We start from the raw sequence: 18,981 nt of genomic DNA, 5'->3' as shown, positions 1-18,981 counted from the left end.
CCCGAATGGCGTTTGTCACCGCCACATTCCTAATATTATCGTCCGCGGTTCCCGCCGGCTTGTCCGCAGGGGGAGGGGCGACCGGAGCGCGTTACCCCGCGCCGAAAGCCCCGCTCGACCAGGGCAGCCAGTCCATCTACCTGCAGGTCACGGCCGACGGCAAGCAGTACTACGTCCCCGAGTACTTCCTGAATTTCCTGCGCCAGCGCGACCCGAAGTATTCCCGGATCTTCACTGACGTCGCCACCTGGGCTCCCAGCCGGGACTCCAAGAGCGTGGAAAGGGACTATTGCGAGCTCTTCGCTCTCGATGGAGCAGGCGCCAAGACCTTGCTGGACGCCAAAGGCGTCAAGCCGCTGGCCGGCTACAAGCTCCTGAAGAAGGACTGGAAATACTACGTGTTCGTCCCGAACGCGTCCGCGCCCGGCGGCGGCAAGCAGGTCCCGGCCCAGGTCCGGCCCGCGGGAGTCTCCGACGAGGTCATGAAGCTGGTCGTCGCGGCCAAGCTCCCGCCCGGCGACGAGTCCGTCTGGCGCAGCGCCCGGGTCCTGCAGCGCATGAAGGACGACTCGGCCCAGAAGGAGAACTTCAGCTACCTCACATCGAAAGGCGCGCCGGCCATCCAGCGCATCGCGGGCCGGCTCAAGGAGCTGAGCACGGAGAAGCCCCGCTACGACGGGACTCCCGAGGACAGCGACAGCAACCTCTACGGCTACCTCGCGGGCGGCCAGCCGCCGAGCAACCTGGACGTCATCGTCTCGGCGATGCAAATGGTGGATGAGTCCAAAAAGCCCGGCGCCCCGATCACCCCGTCGGGCCCGCGCGACAACAGCTTCCTCTACGGGACGGACAAGCCCAACCCGGCCCAGGCCTTCAACCGCCACATGACTTTGCTGGAGACCGGGATGTTCGACATGCTCATGCGCATCTACAACGACGAGGTCGGGGACGAGTTCATGCGCCAGAAGAGCCTCCCCGCCAAGGCCAAAACCGGCTATTTCCCGGACCGCCGCCAGAAAGCCGACGCGACCTTCAAGGACTACCAGGCCACGATGGCCGAGTTCCGGAAAGCGCCCGGCAACGCCAGGCTCCCCGAAGGCTTCGCCTCCCGGCAGCGCAAGGGCGCCTTCAAGGACATCGCCTCCTCCTACCTGTCTGCGACCGCGGGCGGCAAGGGCGAGCCGGAGAAGCTCAGCGACTTCGAGGCAGACCTCCTGGTCAGCTACTTCAAGTGGACCTCGGACGCCGACTACAACCAGTTCCGGCGCGAGTGGATCGAGGTGACCGTGCCGCGCAGCCCGGAGGAGCACTTCCTGCTCAAGCAGCGCATCAGCGACTCCCGCGCGGTCCTGCGCTCCGAGATGCAGCGCTACGTCTCATCTCCGCCCCACGGCGCGGTCGACCCCGGCGCGCAGTTCTCCTACGTGGCCGAGCTGCTCAAGACCCTTCTGAGCGCCGACGCCGCCAAGCTCAAGCCCATCTACGACAAAGCCGGCATGAAGATGCCGGAGAAGCCCGGCCCCAAGGCGGGCGCGGATGGCAGCACTCCCGAGTCCTTCGTGAAGCGGTTCACGGACCAAGAACACGCGGTCCTCACCTACGTCATCACCTCGGCGCAGCCCCTGGCCGAGTTCAAGAAGGACGGGGCGGCCGCGGACCAAGACGCGGCCAAGGCGCCGGAACTCGTCGCCAAATGGCGCAAGACGGCCCAGGCGGAGATGGAGCGGTACCTCAAGACCACGCCGCCGGCCGCCAAGGGCGCGACCATGGAGCGGCTCACTCCCTTCGAGGCCACCTACATCCAATGGCGCCTCAAGCGCGTGGACCCCGCCCTTTGGGAGCAGTTTGAGCGCCTCGCCGCGGAAGCCGACGCCGCAGCCAAGGCGGACGACAAAGGCGCCCCGAATCGGCTGGTCAAGAAGCTGCGCGCGCTCGTGCACGCCGACCTGAAGGCCTACATCGCGGCCAAGGACAAGACCAAGGTCAATGAGACCTTGCCGCCCTGGGCGCAGAAGTCGTTCAAGCCGGAGACCAAGTTCGCGGAGCTGTTCCCCAACCCGAACCCGACCAAGAAGCCCGGCGAGCCCGGCGAGGACCAGAAGGCAGAGGAGACGCCGACCCCGGCTGGCCTGGATCCGGTCGAATACAAGGTGATCCGATTCCTCATCGACTCGGAGAAAGACGAGGCCAAGAGGAAGTCCATGGATGAGGCCCTGCAGGCGGCCCTCAAGAAGCCCGAGACCGACCCGGAGCGGCAGGCCTTCTTCCAGGACTGGCAGAAGAAGGTCATCAAGGAGGTCGGCACCCAGCTCGGCGCCAAGGACCACGCCGCGTTCCTGCAGAAGACCGGGCTCAAAGACCCCGAGTTGGCGAAGTACTTCTGCAACAACCCCAGCGTCAAGCTGTGGCTCAATTCCACCAAGGCGATGGATCAAGCCAAGAAGCTGGCGGGGCAGGGCGACGCGGCGGAGGGCGCCGCCCCGATCGAGCAGGCCAAATCGAGCCTGGACTTCACGCCCACGGACGAGGTCAAGAACATCTGCACGAACCTGCCCAACCTGGACAACGCCCCGGCGGCGGCTAGGGAGCAGCTCGGGACCGGCGGGAATCCCCAGAAGGGCGCGGGCGTCGACAACACCGGCAACGTGCCCAGCCTGGTCACCGGCGGGGAAGCCGACAAGGACAAGAAGGCGAAGTTCAAGCTGATCGACCTAGACGACCAGGGCAAGCGTGACTCGGCGGCCTTCGGAATCATGACCGGCGGGATCTTCGGCCTGCTGGCCATGGGCGCCGCGGCCGGCCCGGCCGGGATCTTCGCGATGGCTGTGCTGGGAGGGCTCTGCGGGTTCCTCGGCTACGCGCTGACGCACCCCAAGAAGAAGGATAAGGATTAGGCCACTCCCGCGCAGGGGCCGGCCGGACGGATTTCCTTACGGCCGGCCCCCTGATTAGCTAGAATCCCTGCATGGACTCGCCCGCGCAGCCTCCGGCCGCCCACTCGGGACCCTTGCCGTGGGTGAAGCTGCGCGCCGCCTCGGCCACCGCCAACCTCTTCAAGCGCATGATCGGGGAGGCCGACCCCAAGGCCCGGCCCGGAGACCTCGTCGCGGTCTACGACAAGGCCGGCGCCCCCTACGGGGTCGCCCTCTACAACCCCAAGAGCCTCATCACCTTGCGCCTGCTGACCCGGGAGCTCTCCGGCTTCGACCCTGAGGTCTTCTTCGCCAAACGCCTGGCCCGGGCCGTGGAGCTGCGCCGCGCGCTGCTCAGGCTCGACGCGGCGACCGACGCCTACCGGGTCGTCTACGACCTGGGCGACGGTCTGCCCGGCCTGGTGGTGGACCGCTACGGGGACTACATCGTGCTGGAGCTCTACTCCTTGGCCATGTTCCGGCAGGCCGAGCGCCTGGAGCGCCTGCTGGCCGAGCACTATCCCGGCGCGAAGTTCGTCCGCCGGGCCAGCGACCATACCCAGAGCATGGAAGGGTTCCAGCTCCCCCCCCAAGGCCGCACCGTGACCCGCGTCAAGGAGCACGGGGTCATCTTCGAGGTCGACCTCTCCGGCGGGCACAAGACGGGCTTTTTCTGCGATCAGCGCGACAACCGCCTGGCCGTCTCCCAGCTGGCCGGGGGCCGCAAGGTCCTCGACGTCTGCTCCTACACGGGCGGCTTCGGGCTCTACGCGGCCAAGCTGGGCGGCGCCCAGGCCGTCACCTGCGTCGAGCTCGACCCCGAGTCCTGCCGGCTGATCGACAAGAACGCCCGCATCAACGGCGTCGAGCTGGAGACGGTCTGCGTGGACGCCTTCCCCTACCTGCGCCAGATGAGCGCCAACGCCCAGACCTACGACCTGGTCATCCTCGACCCTTACAAGATGATCGCCTCGCGGGAAGGCTACAAGCTGGGCCGGCAGAAATACGTCGATCTCAACCGCTTGGCGCTCTCCGTGATGTCCGAGGGAGGCATCCTGGTGACCTGCTCCTGCAGCGGGATGCTCTCCTGGGACGAGTTCCAGGCCTGCCTGCGCACCGCCGCCGGCTCGGCGCGCAAGCGCGTCGAGGTCTTCCGCAAGACCGGCGCCGGACCGGACCATCCCGTGGCCGCGGACCACCCGGAAGGCGAATACCTCAAAGCCCTCTGGTGCCGGGTCCTTTAGGGGGTCAGGTCTTGACATTGGACATTGGGACGGGCGCCCGGTGATGGAACAAATCCGCGGTTCATTCGTATATATAGTGTGGCCCGCCCCCTCCGCCTTCAATTGTCCGGCGCGTACTACCATGTCCTGGCAAGAGGCAACGCCCGCCAGGACATCTTCCTAGACGATCAAGACCGGCGACGATTCTTCGCCATCCTCGGCGAAAGTGCTCAACGCCATGGATTGCTCATCCACGCCTATTGTCTCATGCCGAACCACTACCATGTGTTGGTCGAAACGCTCAGGCCAGAGCTATCCGCTGGGATTCGGCGGCTCAACGGACTCTATAGTCAGGGATTCAATCGACGCCATGACCGCGTAGGGCATCTGTTTCAAGGACGGTTCAAATCCCTCCTGATTGACCATGACAGCTACTTCTTGGCTGTCCATCGCTACATCCACCAGAATCCTGTCCGCTCGGGCCTGTCGCAGGAGGCCTCCGATTACGAATGGAGCAGCTGCCGCGACTTCCTCGGATTGAGAGAACCTCCCTCATGGCTTGAGACTCAAAGGACCCTGGAGCTCTTTCCTGGAGACTGCGCTGAAAGACAGGCAGCATACGCCGCGTTCCTCGAAAACAAGAGGGAGGATGATCTCTTTGCCAATGCCTACGGGCAGGCGTTCTTGGGCAGTCCCGAATTCATCGAGACGATGCGCGCACGCGCCAAACCCCTCGTCCTCGCGACCCCTGAACACCCCGCGCGCAAGGACTTCATGGATAGAGCGGACCCGCGACTCATACGCACCGCGATCGAACGACATTTGAGTGGACCGAACGGACGGATCAGCGGCCTGCGGTCCCCGACCAAGACCTTAGCGCTCTATCTGCTTCGGGAACGAGCGCTCCTCTCACTCAACGACCTGGCGGCGCAGTTCGAACTGAGCTTGTCCGGTGTCAACAAGCAGGTCGCCAGGTTCAAGTCCCGGATGCTCCGGGATCAGCGCCTTGCACTCCTGATTGCCGCCATAGAAAGCGACCTAGGCGTCGTCGTGGAGAATGTCCAATGTCAAGACCTGACCCCCGCCGTCAGGTCGGAATCTTGGCCAGCTGTTCGTAGAGCTCGAGGACGTTCTGCATCCGGGACTTGGGGTCCGGAGCCAGGGCCTGGCGGATGAGGGCGTCGAATTCCTTGGGCAGTTCGTGGACGTGGAAGCTCGGCGGGTGGAACTCGCCCTTGTGCTTCTGCTCCACCAACTCCTGCACGCTGGGAGCGTTGAAAGGCAGGTAGCCGGTGGCCATCTCGTAAAGGCAGATTCCCAGGGCGTAGATGTCCGACGCCCGCGTGGCCTTGCCGTAATGCTGCTCCGGCGGCATGTAGCGCAGGGTCCCGGTCACGCCCCCTTTGTCGACGAAAGTGGCCGACAAGGTCCCGGTCGCCTCCACGGCGATTCCGAAGTCCATGACCCGGGCGATGCCGTTCTCATCGAGCATGATGTTGGCCGGCTTGAGGTCCCGGTGCAGGACATGCTTGCGGTGCGCGTAGTCCAGGGCGTGGCAGACGTAATGGAAGAGGCCTTGGCACTCCTTGAGGGACAGGCGCGAGCGGCGGGACAAGACGCTGTGCAGGGTCTCGCCCTTTACGAACTCGAAGACCAGATAGAGGTCGTCGCCGCTGACCAAGCTCTCGTAGATGGGCACGATGTAGGGATGGGTCAAGTGCGCCGCGGTCTTGGCCTCCCTCAGGAACTGCTCCCGCATCAAAGGGTCCACCAAGAGCCCGGGCAGGAGCCGCTTGATCGCGACGTGCCGGTCCAGGCTGCGGTCGTAGCCGTCATAGACCTCGCCCATGCCGCCGGAGCTGATGAGCGAGCGCAGCTCGTATTTGCCGGCCAGGACCTTCCCCGCCGTGGCCGGCGGCCGGGCCGGAGCGCCCTGGAGGGGCTTGCCGGCGGCGATGGTGCGCAAGTCGTCGGCCAGCCGTTCTCCGCCGTGCATGGTGGCCTGCTTGGCCAGCTCCTCGTAGTAGTCCTTGGCCTCCGCCGGAGGCTTGTGCTGGGTGACCTGGTCGAGCAGGAGCCCGGCCTGGTCGAAGTGGCCAAGCTTGACGTGCAGCTCCAGCAGGAGCGTCTGGTCCTCCGGGCTGAACCGCTCCATGGGCTTGACCGTGAGCATCTTGAGGGCCTGCTCGGTGCGGCCCAGGCGCGCCAGGCCTGAGGCATAGGCGCCGTAGAAATCGGAGGGCCGGCCGGGCGCGCTGAAGTGGTTGGCGAAGTCGTCGACGCTCTTGGACTTGGCCAGCAGGACCAGGACCTCGTCAGCCCGGCCGGCGGTCGCCGCCTGCACGAGCATCGGCTCGGAGAGGACGTCCTGCATCCGGGCCGTCTTGCCCGCGGCGGCGAGCTTGCCCGCCAACTCCAGGGCCTTGGCGCAGCTGAGGCCCGGCGTCGGGAAATCCCGCCCCACCGAGTCGAGGCAGGCCACGATGGCCTGCAGCTCGCCGCTGGTGAAGGCCTCCGCTTGGCCGCCCTGCTTGCAGTAGGTATGGTAGAGGTCCGCGATCTCCTGCTGCGGCGGCGCCTCGGCGCCCAGCAGCTCGCGGATCCGCACCGGGGCGCGCTGGCGCGAGGACAAAAGAGAGGCCTTGTAGGCGAAGTAGGCGATGATCCCCACCAGGGAGAAGACCAAGCCGGCGGCGATGAGGACGATGACCGGCAGCTGCGACGGCTTCTGCGGCGGCCGCGGCTCGGCGTTCGGCGCGGCGGGCGCGGCGACGGGGATCGGCACGGCCGAAGGCTCCGGCGCCTTCGCGGCGGGGCCGGGGCTCTGCGGCGGCGGATTGCCCTGCAGGCTGACGGCCTTGTTGAGGCTGACATCCGGCTCGTTGGCGGCCGGCGGGGGACGGGCCGCTGCGGCCTTGGGATCCCCCGGCACGGGGGTCATCTGCAGGACGAAGTTCTGGACGGTCTGGCGCACCTGGTCCTGGTTTATGGGCGGCAGCCCGGGGGGTGCCTGGTCCGCGCCGATCCCGCCGGGCGGCATGACCACCCCGCCCAGCTCCGGCCTGAGCATGTCTTCCGCGCAGGAGTCGCCGCCCTGCATGTTGCGGTTCTTGAGCCCGGCGAAGCCTCCCGAGGAGGAGAGCCCTTGAGTGAACCCGCCCATCTGGAACCCGCCCATCTTGGACCGGGTCTCGGAGCATTCCTGCCGCGCCAGGCACTCGCCGAGCCTGACGGCGTGGCAGAAGTGCATGTCGGCCTGCGCGGCGTCGGGCAGCACCGCCTCGCCCTTCTTGTACATCAGGCCCAACTCGTAGTCGGCCCGGGCCATGCCGGCGTTGGCCCCCGAGCTCAGCAGCCGCAGGGCCTGCCGGTAGTCCTTGGCGACGCCCTGGCCGCGGCGGTACATGCAGCCGAGGACCGTCGTGGCCTTGGGATGGCCGGCTTGGCTGGACTTCTGGCAGTAGCCGAGCGCGGCCTTGTAGTCTGGCTCCGCGCCGTCGCCCCCCTTCCAGTAGCGATAGCAGAGCCAGTATTGGGCCTCGCTGTCGTTCTGGTCGGCCCGTTGGCGCAATTGCGCGAGCGTGACCTTCTGCGCCCAAGACGCGCTGCCCTGCGCGAGCAGGAACCCCGCGAGGAGCAGCGCCGCCGGCAGTCGTCTGCGCCCGGACATCGCTAATATCATAACACAAAAATCCGACACCTTTCGTCCGCCGGAGGTTCCCGGAAGTTTTTAGGAATCATCTCGAAACTGGTATCATCAGGCTAGGCCTGGAGGCACGGCATGGAACACGGCGAAAGCCCCTCTCTTTTTCAGTTGCTGGTCCTGGTCTTGTCCGTCTTCATCCTCGGCGCGATGGCGGCGGAGACGTTCCTCACGCTGCGGCCCGAGGTGACGGAGCTCCTGCTCAAGCTCGACACGGGGATCTGCCTGGTCTTCCTCGTCGATGTCCTGTACCGCTTCCGCAAGGCCGGCGACAAGACGCGATTCTTGCTGCCCTGGGGGCTCATCGACCTGGTCTCCAGCATACCGGCCCTGCCGGCTCTGCGCTGGGGCCGCGTCCTGCGGATCTACCGCCTGCTGAGGGTGCTGCGGGCTTTCCGGTCGGTCAAGCTCCTGCTGGTGCACCTCTACCGCAGCCGGGGCCGGGCGGTTTGCGCCACGGCGGCCTGCGCCTCGGTCCTGGTCGCGCTGTTCTCCTCGCTGGCCGTCATGACCTTCGAGAACCGGGCGGACGCGAACATCCAGACCGCCGGCGACGGGTTGTGGTGGTCCCTCTACACCTTGGCCAACATCGACTACCAGGGGCATTACCCGGTGAGCTTCGAGGGCAAGCTCATCCGGTTTTTGCTCGTGGTCTCGGGCATGGTGCTCTTCGCGGTCTTCACGGGCTATGCCGCCAGCCTCTTCATCGAGCCGGAAGAAAAGGAGGAGACCGAGGAGATCCACGGCCTGCGCCAGGAAGTCGAACGGCTGAGCCAGCGGCTCGGCCAGGAGAAGCCTCCGCTGTGAGAGCTTGGCTCATCCTGGCTCTCTTGTGCCGGGCTCCGGCCTGGGCCGCCGACCCCAAGTACGGGCCGCCGGAGAGCCCTCTCGCCGTGCCTCTGTCCCAGGACCACGCCTACTTCCGCGCCCCGGGCCACCCAGCGCCCGACTTCTGGCGCTTGAACTCTTTCTACGTGCCCCAGATCAACGGCTACTCCTGCGGCGCGGCCGCGGCATCCATGGCGCTCAACGCGCTGCTCAATGCCGGGCGGCCGCGAGGCGACCAGGACCAGAACATCACGCAAGAGGAACTGCTGGACCAGGTCAAGGGAGACTGGCAGGCCTTGCTCTCTGAGCCGGGGCTCGGCGGCAGGCATGGCCTGAGCTTGGCCCAGCTCGAGGCCTTCCTGAAGGCTGGCTTGGCGGCCTACAGCAAGGCCGAGTTCCTGGTGGAAAGGCATGAGGCGGCGGCGCGCGGGGACCGGGAGCTCAAGGATTTCCGCCGGGCTTTGGCTGAGAATGAGAAGAACCCGGAGGATCTGATCATAGTCCACTTCGTGCAGGACGACCTGACTTTGGCCAAGGGAGGGCCCTATCCGCACATCTCGCCCATCGGCGCCTACGACGCGGCCCGCAAGAGGGTCCTAGTCTTCGACGTGGACCGGCATTGGTACGAGCCCTACTGGGTCCCGGATGAGGCGCTGCTCAAGGCGCTGTCGCACGAGACCGCGGCCTTCGGCCATGGCGGCTATATCCGAATCGGCAAACTTGGTATATTGGACAAGCCATGAAGGCCATCATCTTCTTCTTGATACTGGCCGGGGGGTGCTGGCTCCTCTGGGGCTGGCTCAAGAAGCAGTCCACGCCGGAGAAGATCCAGCAGGACCCCCTGGTCCACTACACGGCCACCCTGCAGAACGACGTCAAGAAGGCGGAGTCGGCCCGGGACAAGGCCAATGCGGCCGTCCAGCGGGAAGCGCAGAGCGCCCAGCCGGCGGAGACCCCGGAGCAATAGCGACCGCCCATGATCGAGTTCGTCGGCTACGCCGGCTCCGTCCTGGTCGCCCTCTCCTTGATGATGAGCAACATCTGGCGCCTGCGCTGGATCAACCTCGTCGGCGCCGTCTTCTTCGTGCTCTACGGCGTGGCCGTGCGCGCCTATCCCGTGGCTCTGGTCAACGCCCTCATCGTGGCCGTGGACGCCTACTACCTGGGCCTGCTGGCCGGCAAGAAGGACTACTTCAGCCTCATGCCGGCGGCCCATGCTGATGAGAGCCTGCTCAAGAGCTTCGTCGACTACTACGCCGAGGACATCCTGCGCTTCTTCCCGGGCTTCTCTTTGCGCGGCATCCCGGAGCCGCGCTGCGTCTTCACTTTGCGCAACCTCATGCCGGTCGGGCTCTTCGTCTGCGAGGGCCAGGGCGCCGAGACCCTGCGCATACACCTCGACTACGTGATCCCGGAGTACCGCGACCTGCGCAACGCCCGGTACCTCTATTCCACACAGGCCGGGCTCTTCAAGGAGCAGGGCTTCAAGGAGTTCCGGGTCACGGCCGGTTCCCCCCAGTTCGAGTCTTACGTCAAGAAACTAGGCTTCGCCCCGGTCTTGGGCGAGGCCGGACTCTACGCCAAGCGGATATGAACAGGAGATGCCCATGCTGAAAGACACGGTCACGAAGATGGAAGACGCCATCCGCAAGATCGATTCCCTGAAGGGCCAGGACAAGACCGAGCTCCTGTCCTTGCTTTCCGCCCTGAAAGCCGAAGTCGGGCGCCTGTCCGAGACCCATGAGGAGCACGCCCACAGCATCGCCAGCTTGGCCGAAATGGCGGCCCACGAGGCCACGCGCCAGGACAAATCCCCGGCCTTGATGAAGCACTCGGTCGAAGGCCTGGCCTTGTCCTCCGAGGGCTTCGAGGCCTCGCATCCCAAGCTGGTCGACATCGTCAACGAGATCTGCACCATGCTGGCCCGCATCGGTATCTGAGCCCGGCTTGACGTTGTCTTGACTCCAGCGGCGCATGCTATCCTCATGAGGGCTCTGCTCCCTTCGCTGCTCGTCATCCTGGGACTGGCCCCGGCCCAAGCCGCTTTGAAGACCGAGACCGTGGAGTACCAGCAGGGCGAGACGACGCTCGAGGGCTACCGGGCCTGGGACGATTCCTTCAAAGGCCCGCGCCCCGGCGTGCTCGTGGTCCATGAGTGGACGGGCGTGGGAGACTACGTCAAGCGCCGGACCGAGCAGCTGGCCGGGCTCGGCTACGTGGCCTTGGCCGCGGACATCTACGGCAAGGGGGTGCGGCCCCGGTCGGTCGCCGAGGCCTCGGCCGAAGCGGGCAAGTACCGGGCCGACCGCAAGCTCATGCGGGCCCGGGCCCGGGCCGGCCTCGATGAGCTCAAGCGGTCTCCGGGGGTGGACCCGGCCAAGACCGCGGCCATCGGCTACTGCTTCGGCGGCGGCGCGGTCCTGGAACTGGCCCGCAGCGGAGCGGGCCTCAAGGGCGTGGTGAGCTTCCACGGCAACCTGGACACCCCGGACGCGAAGGACGCGGCCAACATCAAGGGCCGGGTCCTGGTCCTGCACGGCGGGGCGGACCCGTTCGTGCCCTTCGCCCAGGTGGAAGCTTTCAAAGCCGAGATGGAGGCCGCCCAGGCGGACTACCAGGTCGTGGTCTACGGCGGCGCCCGGCACAGCTTCACCAATCCCGCCTCCGACGGGAAGGTCGCCGGGGCCCTTTACGACGCCAAGGCCGACGCCCGATCCTGGGACGAGATGCGGTCCTTCCTCGCAGGCCTATTCAAAGATTGACACCCCGGGATGGACTTGTTATCCTCCGTTTCATAGTCTCGCAAGGAGGTCTTTCCAGATGAAGAATGGCAAACGCATCCTCTTCGGGCTCGCGGCCTTGGCCGCCGCCTGGCTGTTCGTCTCGCCCGCCTCGGCGCAGCCGGGGCCCAAGGCCCCAACGGCGCCCGCCGGGCAAAAGATGAAGCAACGTGCGCACAAGATGCTCAACAGAGCCAAGGAAGCCTGCCAGAGCGACATCGACAAGTACTGCAAGGACGTCAAGGAAGGCGAGGGACGCATCGCCGCCTGCCTTAAAGGCCGCGTGGACGATCTGGCTCCTCGCTGCAAGATCGCCTACGACCGGATCGACATCCAGGTCCAAAAGCGCAAGATCATGAAGGACATGATCGAGGCCTGCAAGGACGACTCCGAGAAGCTCTGCAAGGACGTGGAGGCCGGCAAGGGCGGCAAGATCAAGTGCCTCAAGGAGCACAAAGCCGAGCTGTCCGAGGCCTGCAAGGCCGCCTTGCCCCAGAGGGCCAAGGGAGCGAGCAAGCCCGGGAAGGCGGAGCCCAAAGCAGAGACGGGCGGACAAGAGCTATAGCTTTGAGCCCGACGGCCGCTCGCGGGGCCGCCTGGCCTGGATGGCGGCCCCGCTTCTGCTATAATCATTCATCAACCCCTTGGAAGGGTGCGTGAGCGGTTGAAACGAGCAGTCTCGAAAACTGCCAGGGGCGCAAGCCCCTCGGGGGTTCGAATCCCCCCCCTTCCGTAGCTTTGGAGACATCCTATGGCCTGGTGGAACCCGTTCAAGAAGACAGAGCACCTGCCTCAGCCCGAAGCCCCCGACCACAAGTCGGCCGGGGCGACGAAGACCATCGCTGCGCCTGCGCCGCCCCAGAAGGAGGAGCAGCCCGCCGAGCCCGCTCTGCCCAAGGAGATCGCCGACTCGCCTTTGGCCAAGGGGATGATGGGGAAGTTCTACCGCATGTGGAAGAACCCCGCCTTCCTCAAGCAGTTGCGCACCTTGAGCGCCTATATGGCCAAGGAGGGCGTGGACATCAAGGACGCGTCGGCGGTCAAGGCCTGGCTGGAGAAGAACAAGGACGGCATCGAGGCCGGCAAGTTCAACGAGCTTCCCCAGGACGGCCCCAAGCCTCAGACCTTCGTGAAGACCGGCCCCGACGTCGGCCGCAACGACCCCTGCCCCTGCGGCTCGGGGAAGAAGTACAAGAAGTGCTGCGCGGCTAAGGCGTAGCGCGGCTGCTAGAGGGAGCGGACCGCGTCGAGCTGGCAGCGCCGGTGGACCAGCTCCGCCCCTTCCTTGATGACGCGGAGCTCCCGGTCCATGACGTGGCCCAAGGTGGGCCGGAACAGCCGCATCAGCGGCCGCAGCGGAAGCCGGAAGCCGTAGTGCTCCTCGTGGGTCAGCACGGTCCCGCCGGACACCGCCCGCAGGTTGAACGACGAGGTCATGGACTTGAGCGGCCCGACGGTCATGCTCGCCCGGTAGCCCCCGTCCGGCGTGAACTCCACTTGGAACTCCCCGCGCCAGGGCAGGCCCAGGAACCGGCCCGAGGCCGCCAGGCGGGCGCCGGCCTGATCGGTCTCCGTGACGGTGAGGAGCCGCGCCTTGCTCTCGTAGCGCGGGATATTCTCCAGGTCCTGCAGGTAGCGGCGCACCAATTCTCTGGGCGCGCTGATCAGGATGCGTTTGGAGATATGCAGCATGTCGGGGAAAGTGGAGCGGGCGATGGGAATCGAACCCACATCTCTACCTTGGCAAGGTAGCGTTCTACCACTGAACCACGCCCGCGAAAATCAGGCACCTATTATACTTTTCGTCATTCCCCGCATGCAAGGGCGAGAATCGCTGTCTTGCGATCTGTGTGGCTGGCGGCTCTGCGGAATCCGAGCGGAGGAGCCCCCTCTCAATCCACGAGCACCTTCCAGCCTGGCTGGGCCAATTTCTCGACATAGGTGAGCACAAAGGCATGGCTATCCGCGGCCGTGAGGCCGGCTTCCAGGCAGCGGTACCAGATCTTATGGTCTTTCCGCCAATGGACGATGGCCGCGGGCGGCTTCTCTTTGTGATGGTCGGCGATCTCATCGGCGGTCAGGGGCAAGGTGGAAACGCACACATAGTATTCCCTGAGGGTATCGTTGGTCGCTTCGAAGACAATGACCCGTTCCTGCGCCACTTCATCAGCCATGGCCCTTCTACGTTAGCCGCCTTGCGCCCGCCGGTCAATGGGGAGGGCTGAATTTAGCCGGAAATTTACCCTTGGGCGCCCATTTTGGCCGGAATCCGGAGGACGCCGATCAGGCCTGCGCGGGCCGGTCCACGGCCTGCCCGGTCGGCTGGGAAGGCAGGACGGCCTCCTCGGCGGCGGAGCGGCGGTCCTCCTCCTCCATGGCCGCGACCACGTCGTCGAAGCACCGCTCCAGCCGCTCCACCACGGCCCCGTCGAACTGCTTGCCGCTCAAGGCCTTGATGTGGGCCAGGGCGTCGTCGACGGTCCAGGCCCCCTTGTAGACCCGCTTGGAGATCAGGGCGTCGAAGACGTCGGCCACCGAGACGATGCGCGCCTCGATGGGGATGGCCTCGCCCTTGAGCCCGTAGGGATAGCCCGTGCCGTCGTAGCTCTCGTGATGGGCGATGGCGATGAGCGCGGCCAGGCGCAGGAGGCGGCTCTCCGCGTTGATGAGCATCTGGCTGCCGTAGATGGTGTGCCGCTTCATCTCCTCGTATTCCACGGCGCTGAGCTTGTCCGGCTTGCGCAGGATGATGTCCGGGATGGCCACCTTGCCGATGTCGTGCAGGGGGCTGGCATAGCGGATGTCCTCGGATTCCTGGTAGCTCATGCCCATGGCGGAGGCCAGGATCCCGGAGAAGCGGCTCATGCGGCGCAGATGCTTGCCGGTGTCCTTCTGGTCGCGGAACTCGGCGACCAAGGCCATGCGGTAGATGGTCTCCAGGTGAGAGCGGCGCAGGTCGTCGTAGAGGCTGGCGTTCTCGAGGAACGAGGCGGCCATGGTGGCCAATATGCGCAGCAGTCCCTCGTCTTCTTCCGTGAAGGCGCCCTTGCTCTTGTTGAGGACCTCGAAGACGCCCAGGACCTGCCCGTCGCGGCCCTTGAGCGGCACGGCCAGCACCGTGCGGGTCTGGTAGCCGGTGATGCGGTCGAGGTCCTGCGTAAAGCGCGTGTCGCGGTAGGCGTCGCGGATGTTGACGGCGCTGCCGGTCCTGGCCACGAAGCCCGCGATGCCCTGGCCCAGGGGCATGCGCAGGATCTTCTCCTCCATGCCCAGCGCGATCTTGGTCCACAGCTCGCCCTTGTAGGCGTCCACCAGGAAGACCGAGCAGCGGTCCGCGTCGAGGATGTTGCGGACCTCCTCCGCGATGATGGTCAGCAGCGAGTCGAGCCGGCTCTCGGTGGCGATGAGGCGGCCGAAACGGGAGAGCAGGGTCTGCCGCTTCTCAAGCTCCTGCCTGCGTCCCATCAGTGGCTCCTTGTGCGACGGCCCGGGCGGCTAATTCGGAGAGGTGAAGGACTTCGCATTCAGGATAGTATTTCTTCAGGCCCTGGGCAAGCTGGATGAGGCACGAGGTCCCGCTGGTCGCCACCAGCCGGGCCCCGGTGGCGGCGATGCGCCCGACCTTGCGCCTGATGAGGTCGTCCGAGAGCCCCGGATTGCGGAAGGCGTAGGCCCCGGCCCCGCCGCAGCACATGTCCGACTCGGGCAATTCCCGGTAGGAGGCGCCGGCCAGGCGCCTGATGGCCGCGTGGGCGCCGTCCTTGAGGCCCTGGCCGTGGCAGGCCCGGCAGGAGTCGTGATAGGTGACGGCCGGCAGGCGAGCCTCCGGCAAGGCCGCGTCGGCCAGGACCTCGGGCATGTCCCGCACCGCCGCGGCGAAGCGCTCCGCGCGCTCCTTCCAGTCCGGATCGGAGAGGAAGAGCTGGGGGTAGGACTTGAGGAAGGCCACGCAGGAGGAGCAGTCCCCCACCACCGGGCCCTTCCCCCCCGCGGCCTCGAAACGCGCGATGTTGCGCCGCGCCAAGGCCCGCGCATCATCCACGTCGCCGTAGTTGTAGGCCAGCAGGCCGCAGCAGTCGTTGTCGATGAAGTTCCCTTCGCCGTGGAGAGACTCGAGCACGGCCACCGTGGCCAAGCCCACGCGCGGATACAGGTAATTCGGGCCGCAGGGAGCGAAGTAGAGCCACTGCGGGTCGATGGCCGCGGGCCGCTGGCGCAGGATCTCGTAAAGGAAGGTCAAGGGAGCCTCTTGCACGTGCTCCTCGGCCAAGGCCAAGCCCGGCAGCCCGACAAGACGCAGCAGAGGCCGGCCCAAAGCGGTAAGGCCCAGGCGCTTGGCCAGGTTCGCGGCCTTGAGCATGAGAGCGAGGAGGCCGCGATGCTCGGCCATGAGCCGGCTTAGAAGCCGGGTCAGCCAGTGAGGCTTGGCGCTGAGCATCCGCCGCCCCTCCAAGACGATGTCGGCGGTGGCCACCCGCGCGTAGCAGGCCGCGGTGCAGGCCCCGCAGAGCAGGCAGGTGTCGAGGCCGTCCTGCGCGCTGGCCGGGTCCGAAAGCTTCTTTTCTATGAGCAGCCGCACCAGTTGGTTGCGGCCGCGCGCGGAGCGGGTCTCGTCGCCCGTCACCACGTAGGTGGGGCAGGCCTGCTCGCAATAGCCGCAGCGGCAGCACTGGCTGGCCGCGTCATAGCTCGACCTCTCGCCCAGGTCGGTGAGCAACCGTGCCAGTTGCGAACTCATTGATACATCCCTTTAGGCAGCCCCAGGTCGACCGTTACCGTCCCGGAAGGGAACGGCCGTGGACGGATTGCGCAGGTACCTGGCCACGCGCTTGTCATAGCGCAAGAAACAGCGATGCTCTTTCCCGCGTAGGAACCTCTTGATCGCCTCGCGAATCACCTCCGAAACACTCCTATTCTCGCACCGCGCGATGCGCTTGATGCCAATGTCCATCCCATCGTCAAGATAGACCGTCTTCCTGACCATGACATGCCTCCCTCATCGCCGATACACATCTCGCCTATGGCCGATCCGGTAGACGCGGACCACGCGCTTATGGTCGTCCACCGTGTAAAGGATCCGGTAGTCACCCTTGCGGACGCGGTAGCCGTTCACGCCGAAGAGCTTCTTCGCGCCGGGAGGCCGAGGCTGGCGCGCCAGATCGTCGAAAACCGGGATGAACCGGCGGGCGACATCCTTCGGAAGGTCCAGCAGTTCCTTGCGCGCCCTGGTCTCGAATTCGATCTGATAGGACACGCTATTTCAGCTCTTTCTTTACGGACTCCCAGGAATGGAACCCCGTCGCCTCTTTCATGGCCTGCCGGAGGTCGTAGGCGTCCAGGAGGTCCTCGAGCTTCTCCCGGATGGCCTCCTCGACCAAGAAATTCTTGCGCATGCCCAAAAGCCCGCAGACCTGGTCGATCTGCTCTTTGAGGCCCTTGGGCAGCTTGGTGGCGAACACTTCTGTTCTATTCATAACTATAGTTTACCAGGGTTAACTAAGGTTGTCAATGGTTCATTGATGGAACCAGGGATTGAGGAGATTCTTGGGGTCGAAAGCCGCTTTGACCCGTCTCTGCCAGGGGCCGGCCGCGAAAGGCTTCGGCTCGCCCGGCCCAGGGATGGCCTGGGCCGAGGAATGGAGCCTGAGGGTCACGTCCACGATGACGCCCAAAGTGCCCCAGGAGCCCAGCACCAAGCGCGGCACATCGTAGCCCGCCACGTTCTTGACCACCTTGCCGCCGAGGTCGGCGACCTCTCCGTCGGGCAGGATGAGCCTCAGGCCCAGGACATCATGGCGCAGGCCCGGCCAGGCCCGGCTCGCCAAAATCCCGCCCAAGGTCCCACTTAGGTCAGGCCAGCGCAGATGGAAGCCCGCGGCGGCCAGTTCGGCGCGCAAGGACTCCGCGCGGACCCCGGACTCGACCGTGATGGTGTAGTTGCCGCGATCCCAGTCCAGGACGGCGCCCAGGCCCGCGGTCGGCAGCTCCGCGCAGTCCGGCGGCACCCCCTTCCAGCGGGAGCCGCTGCCCCGCACCGCCATGGGCCGGCCCTGGCCGGCGCAGGCCTTGACCTTATCGGCCAGGAGCCGGGCCTGCGCGCTCAAAGGCCGCTCGAGGCGCACGGGACCGTCCCCCGTCCCCCCGGTCTCCTCCGGGAACATCTTGTCCGGGTTGGCCAGGCCGGCCGGGTCGAAAGCGTTCTTGAGGTCCCGGAAGAGCCGCAGGACCCGAGGCGAGTGCAGCCAGCGCATGGCCTCGCGCTTCTCGGTGCCGATGCCGTGCTCGCCGGAGAGCGACCCGCCCAGCTCCACGCAGGCGCGCAGCATCTCCTGGCCGGCGGCCTTGACCCGCGCGGTCTGCTCGACGTCGCGCTCATCGTAGGAGATGTTGGGATGGATGTTGCCGTCGCCCGCGTGGAAGAGCAGGGCGGGCTTGATGCCGCGGCGCGCCGAGATCTCCCGGATGCGGCGCACCGCCTCGGGCAGGCGGTCGCGCGGCACCACGCCGTCTTCGACCAGCACGTTGGGCGCCAGGCGCGCGCAGGCCGCGTAGGCGCCGCGGCGGCCCTCCCAGAGCCGCTCGCGGTCCACGGCCTGCTCCGCCGAGCGCACCTCCGAAGCTCCGTGCTCCCGCAGCAGGCGCTCCACCTCCGCCGCCTCGCGGGCCGCCGATCCGGGCGTGCCGTCCATCTCGATGAGGAGGACCGCCTCGGTGGCCGGATAGCCCGCCTTCCGGTAGGCCTCCACCGTCTCCACCGTGGCCCGGTCCAGGGCCTCCAGGGCGCGGGGCACCACCCCGGCCGCGATGATGGCCGAGACGCAGCGCACCGCGGCCTCCACCGAGGGGAAACCCGCCAAGACCGTGCGCACGGCCGCGGGCTGCGGCAGGATGCGCAGCCAGGCCTTGGTGACCACGCCCAGCGTGCCCTCGGAGCCCACCAGCAGGCTCAGCACCCCCGGGCCCGCGTCCGAGGCGGAGAATCGAGCCAGCGTCCCGTCCGGCATCACCGCCTCCAGGGCCAGCACGTGGTCGGTGGTGACGCCGTACTTGAGGCAGCGCGGCCCGCCCGCGTTCTCCGCGATGTTGCCTCCGAGCGTGGAGACCCGGAAGCTCGACGGGTCCGGGGCGTAGTAATGGCCGGTGCGCTCCAGCTCATCCTGGAGCTTGAGGTTGACCACCCCCGGCTCGACGACCGCGCAGAGCGCGGCGGTGTCGACCTCCAGGATGCGGTCGAGGCGCGCCAAGGAGAGGACCACGCCCCCGCGCAGAGCCACGCTGCCGCCCGAGAGGTTGGTCCCCGCCCCCCGCGCGACGTAGGGGATGCGCCTGGAGCAGCAGAGCGCCACGGTCCGGCGCGCGTCCTCGGCGCTGCGCGGCAGGGCCACGGCCTCGGGCCGGCCGCGCGCGGACGCCCCGTCGTAGGAGTAGGCGGCGAGCTGGGCCTCTCCGGTCAGCAGCGCCCCGGGCGGCAGAGCGTCTCTTAAAGCTGCGATGTCTTGCTTCGTCATGTCGCGGAGGGCGCCGCCGCAGGGGCC

19 protein-coding genes and 2 tRNA genes are annotated in these 18,981 nt (G+C 66.6%); 12 read left to right on the top strand and 9 right to left on the bottom strand.

Going from position 1 to position 18,981, the window contains the following annotated elements:
* Positions 1–59: 59 nt before the first annotated feature.
* The 3 genes from NTY77_12320 to NTY77_12310 all read left to right on the top strand — a co-directional run bounded on the left by NTY77_12320 (position 60) and on the right by NTY77_12310 (position 5,311).
* Entirely contained in the window at positions 60–2,894 is a 2,835-nt protein-coding gene (locus NTY77_12320) for a hypothetical protein (GenBank protein ID MCX5796271.1), read from the top strand.
* A gap of 71 nt (positions 2,895–2,965) precedes the next feature.
* Entirely contained in the window at positions 2,966–4,156 is a 1,191-nt protein-coding gene (locus NTY77_12315) for a class I SAM-dependent rRNA methyltransferase (GenBank protein MCX5796270.1), read from the top strand.
* A gap of 78 nt (positions 4,157–4,234) precedes the next feature.
* A complete protein-coding gene (locus tag NTY77_12310) occupies positions 4,235–5,311 on the top strand; it encodes a transposase (protein MCX5796269.1) in 1,077 nt (358 codons plus the stop codon).
* Here NTY77_12310 and NTY77_12305 read toward each other — a convergent pair.
* On the bottom strand, positions 5,223–7,805 hold the full coding sequence (locus tag NTY77_12305) for a protein kinase (GenBank protein ID MCX5796268.1): 2,583 nt from the start codon (positions 7,803–7,805) through the stop codon (positions 5,223–5,225). The two genes, NTY77_12310 and NTY77_12305, sit on opposite strands and share 89 nt — an antisense overlap.
* A 111-nt stretch (positions 7,806–7,916) precedes the next feature.
* On the opposite strand from NTY77_12305, the gene NTY77_12300 reads away from it, so the two are divergent.
* The 9 genes from NTY77_12300 (at position 7,917) to NTY77_12260 (ending at position 12,665) form a co-directional block, all read left to right on the top strand.
* Entirely contained in the window at positions 7,917–8,645 is a 729-nt protein-coding gene (locus tag NTY77_12300) for an ion transporter (protein MCX5796267.1), read from the top strand.
* Positions 8,642–9,409, top strand: a complete 768-nt coding sequence (locus tag NTY77_12295) for a hypothetical protein (GenBank protein MCX5796266.1) — start codon at positions 8,642–8,644, stop codon at positions 9,407–9,409. The genes NTY77_12300 and NTY77_12295 overlap by 4 nt, the downstream gene beginning before the upstream one ends.
* Positions 9,406–9,633 (top strand): hypothetical protein, encoded by a 228-nt coding sequence (locus tag NTY77_12290; GenBank protein MCX5796265.1) that lies wholly within the window; start codon positions 9,406–9,408, stop codon positions 9,631–9,633. Before NTY77_12295 ends, NTY77_12290 begins: the two co-directional genes overlap by 4 nt.
* A 9-nt stretch (positions 9,634–9,642) precedes the next feature.
* Entirely contained in the window at positions 9,643–10,260 is a 618-nt protein-coding gene (locus NTY77_12285) for a hypothetical protein (protein ID MCX5796264.1), read from the top strand.
* A 13-nt stretch (positions 10,261–10,273) separates the two neighbouring features.
* Positions 10,274–10,606 carry a DUF4404 family protein gene (locus tag NTY77_12280; protein ID MCX5796263.1) on the top strand — a complete coding sequence of 111 codons (333 nt, stop codon included), beginning with the start codon at positions 10,274–10,276 and terminating at the stop codon, positions 10,604–10,606.
* Between the two features lie 45 nt (positions 10,607–10,651).
* Positions 10,652–11,428, top strand: a complete 777-nt coding sequence (locus tag NTY77_12275; GenBank protein MCX5796262.1) for a dienelactone hydrolase family protein — start codon at positions 10,652–10,654, stop codon at positions 11,426–11,428.
* Positions 11,429–11,486: 58 nt separating this feature from the next.
* Positions 11,487–12,011 (top strand): cysteine rich repeat-containing protein, encoded by a 525-nt coding sequence (locus tag NTY77_12270; GenBank protein ID MCX5796261.1) that lies wholly within the window; start codon positions 11,487–11,489, stop codon positions 12,009–12,011.
* An 81-nt stretch (positions 12,012–12,092) separates the two neighbouring features.
* Positions 12,093–12,179 (top strand) — tRNA-Ser (locus NTY77_12265).
* An 18-nt stretch (positions 12,180–12,197) separates the two neighbouring features.
* Positions 12,198–12,665, top strand: a complete 468-nt coding sequence (locus tag NTY77_12260) for an SEC-C metal-binding domain-containing protein (protein ID MCX5796260.1) — start codon at positions 12,198–12,200, stop codon at positions 12,663–12,665.
* 8 nt (positions 12,666–12,673) lie between these two features.
* On the opposite strand, the gene NTY77_12255 is transcribed toward NTY77_12260, so the two are convergent.
* The 8 genes from NTY77_12255 to NTY77_12220 all read right to left on the bottom strand — a co-directional run bounded on the left by NTY77_12255 (position 12,674) and on the right by NTY77_12220 (position 18,954).
* The gene (locus tag NTY77_12255) at positions 12,674–13,177 is read right to left on the bottom strand and encodes an SRPBCC family protein (protein MCX5796259.1); all 504 of its coding nucleotides are present in this window, start codon (positions 13,175–13,177) and stop codon (positions 12,674–12,676) included.
* Positions 13,150–13,223, bottom strand: a tRNA-Gly gene (locus NTY77_12250). Before NTY77_12250 ends, NTY77_12255 begins: the two co-directional genes overlap by 28 nt.
* A gap of 115 nt (positions 13,224–13,338) precedes the next feature.
* A complete protein-coding gene (locus tag NTY77_12245; GenBank protein MCX5796258.1) occupies positions 13,339–13,620 on the bottom strand; it encodes a hypothetical protein in 282 nt (93 codons plus the stop codon).
* A 109-nt stretch (positions 13,621–13,729) separates the two neighbouring features.
* Positions 13,730–14,911, bottom strand: a complete 1,182-nt coding sequence (locus NTY77_12240; protein MCX5796257.1) for a GAF domain-containing protein — start codon at positions 14,909–14,911, stop codon at positions 13,730–13,732.
* On the bottom strand, positions 14,889–16,184 hold the full coding sequence (locus NTY77_12235) for a (Fe-S)-binding protein (protein ID MCX5796256.1): 1,296 nt from the start codon (positions 16,182–16,184) through the stop codon (positions 14,889–14,891). The genes NTY77_12240 and NTY77_12235 overlap by 23 nt, the downstream gene beginning before the upstream one ends.
* Before the next feature lie 258 nt (positions 16,185–16,442).
* Complete coding sequence (locus tag NTY77_12230) at positions 16,443–16,700, bottom strand: type II toxin-antitoxin system RelE/ParE family toxin (protein ID MCX5796255.1); 258 nt, start codon at positions 16,698–16,700, stop codon at positions 16,443–16,445.
* A gap of 1 nt (position 16,701) precedes the next feature.
* Entirely contained in the window at positions 16,702–16,920 is a 219-nt protein-coding gene (locus tag NTY77_12225; protein MCX5796254.1) for a hypothetical protein, read from the bottom strand.
* Between the two features lie 39 nt (positions 16,921–16,959).
* Positions 16,960–18,954: an FAD-binding protein gene (locus NTY77_12220; GenBank protein ID MCX5796253.1), complete on the bottom strand. Its 1,995-nt coding sequence runs from the start codon at positions 18,952–18,954 to the stop codon at positions 16,960–16,962.
* Positions 18,955–18,981 lie beyond the last annotated feature (27 nt).

This window comes from Elusimicrobiota bacterium, assembly GCA_026388095.1.
In the GTDB taxonomy this organism is placed as follows: Bacteria; Elusimicrobiota; Elusimicrobia; order UBA1565; family UBA9628; genus UBA9628.
The sequence above is the reverse complement of the archived record's forward strand: the minus strand, read 5'-3'. Positions and strand labels throughout refer to the sequence as shown.

Excerpts from the sequence above, each read along its gene's own strand:
- NTY77_12270 (MCX5796261.1), top strand. The coding sequence starts at position 11,487 with ATGAAGAATGGCAAACGCATCCTCTTCGGGCTCGCGGCCTTGGCCGCC.
- NTY77_12315 (MCX5796270.1), top strand. The coding sequence starts at position 2,966 with ATGGACTCGCCCGCGCAGCCTCCGGCCGCCCACTCGGGACCCTTGCCG.
- NTY77_12220 (MCX5796253.1), bottom strand. The coding sequence starts at position 18,954 with ATGACGAAGCAAGACATCGCAGCTTTAAGAGACGCTCTGCCGCCCGGG.
- NTY77_12275 (MCX5796262.1), top strand. The coding sequence starts at position 10,652 with ATGAGGGCTCTGCTCCCTTCGCTGCTCGTCATCCTGGGACTGGCCCCG.
- NTY77_12280 (MCX5796263.1), top strand. The coding sequence starts at position 10,274 with ATGCTGAAAGACACGGTCACGAAGATGGAAGACGCCATCCGCAAGATC.
- NTY77_12305 (MCX5796268.1), bottom strand. The coding sequence starts at position 7,805 with ATGTCCGGGCGCAGACGACTGCCGGCGGCGCTGCTCCTCGCGGGGTTC.
- NTY77_12300 (MCX5796267.1), top strand. The coding sequence starts at position 7,917 with ATGGAACACGGCGAAAGCCCCTCTCTTTTTCAGTTGCTGGTCCTGGTC.
- NTY77_12285 (MCX5796264.1), top strand. The coding sequence starts at position 9,643 with ATGATCGAGTTCGTCGGCTACGCCGGCTCCGTCCTGGTCGCCCTCTCC.
- NTY77_12290 (MCX5796265.1), top strand. The coding sequence starts at position 9,406 with ATGAAGGCCATCATCTTCTTCTTGATACTGGCCGGGGGGTGCTGGCTC.
- NTY77_12240 (MCX5796257.1), bottom strand. The coding sequence starts at position 14,911 with ATGGGACGCAGGCAGGAGCTTGAGAAGCGGCAGACCCTGCTCTCCCGT.
- NTY77_12235 (MCX5796256.1), bottom strand. The coding sequence starts at position 16,184 with ATGAGTTCGCAACTGGCACGGTTGCTCACCGACCTGGGCGAGAGGTCG.
- NTY77_12245 (MCX5796258.1), bottom strand. The coding sequence starts at position 13,620 with ATGGCTGATGAAGTGGCGCAGGAACGGGTCATTGTCTTCGAAGCGACC.
- NTY77_12225 (MCX5796254.1), bottom strand. The coding sequence starts at position 16,920 with ATGAATAGAACAGAAGTGTTCGCCACCAAGCTGCCCAAGGGCCTCAAA.
- NTY77_12260 (MCX5796260.1), top strand. The coding sequence starts at position 12,198 with ATGGCCTGGTGGAACCCGTTCAAGAAGACAGAGCACCTGCCTCAGCCC.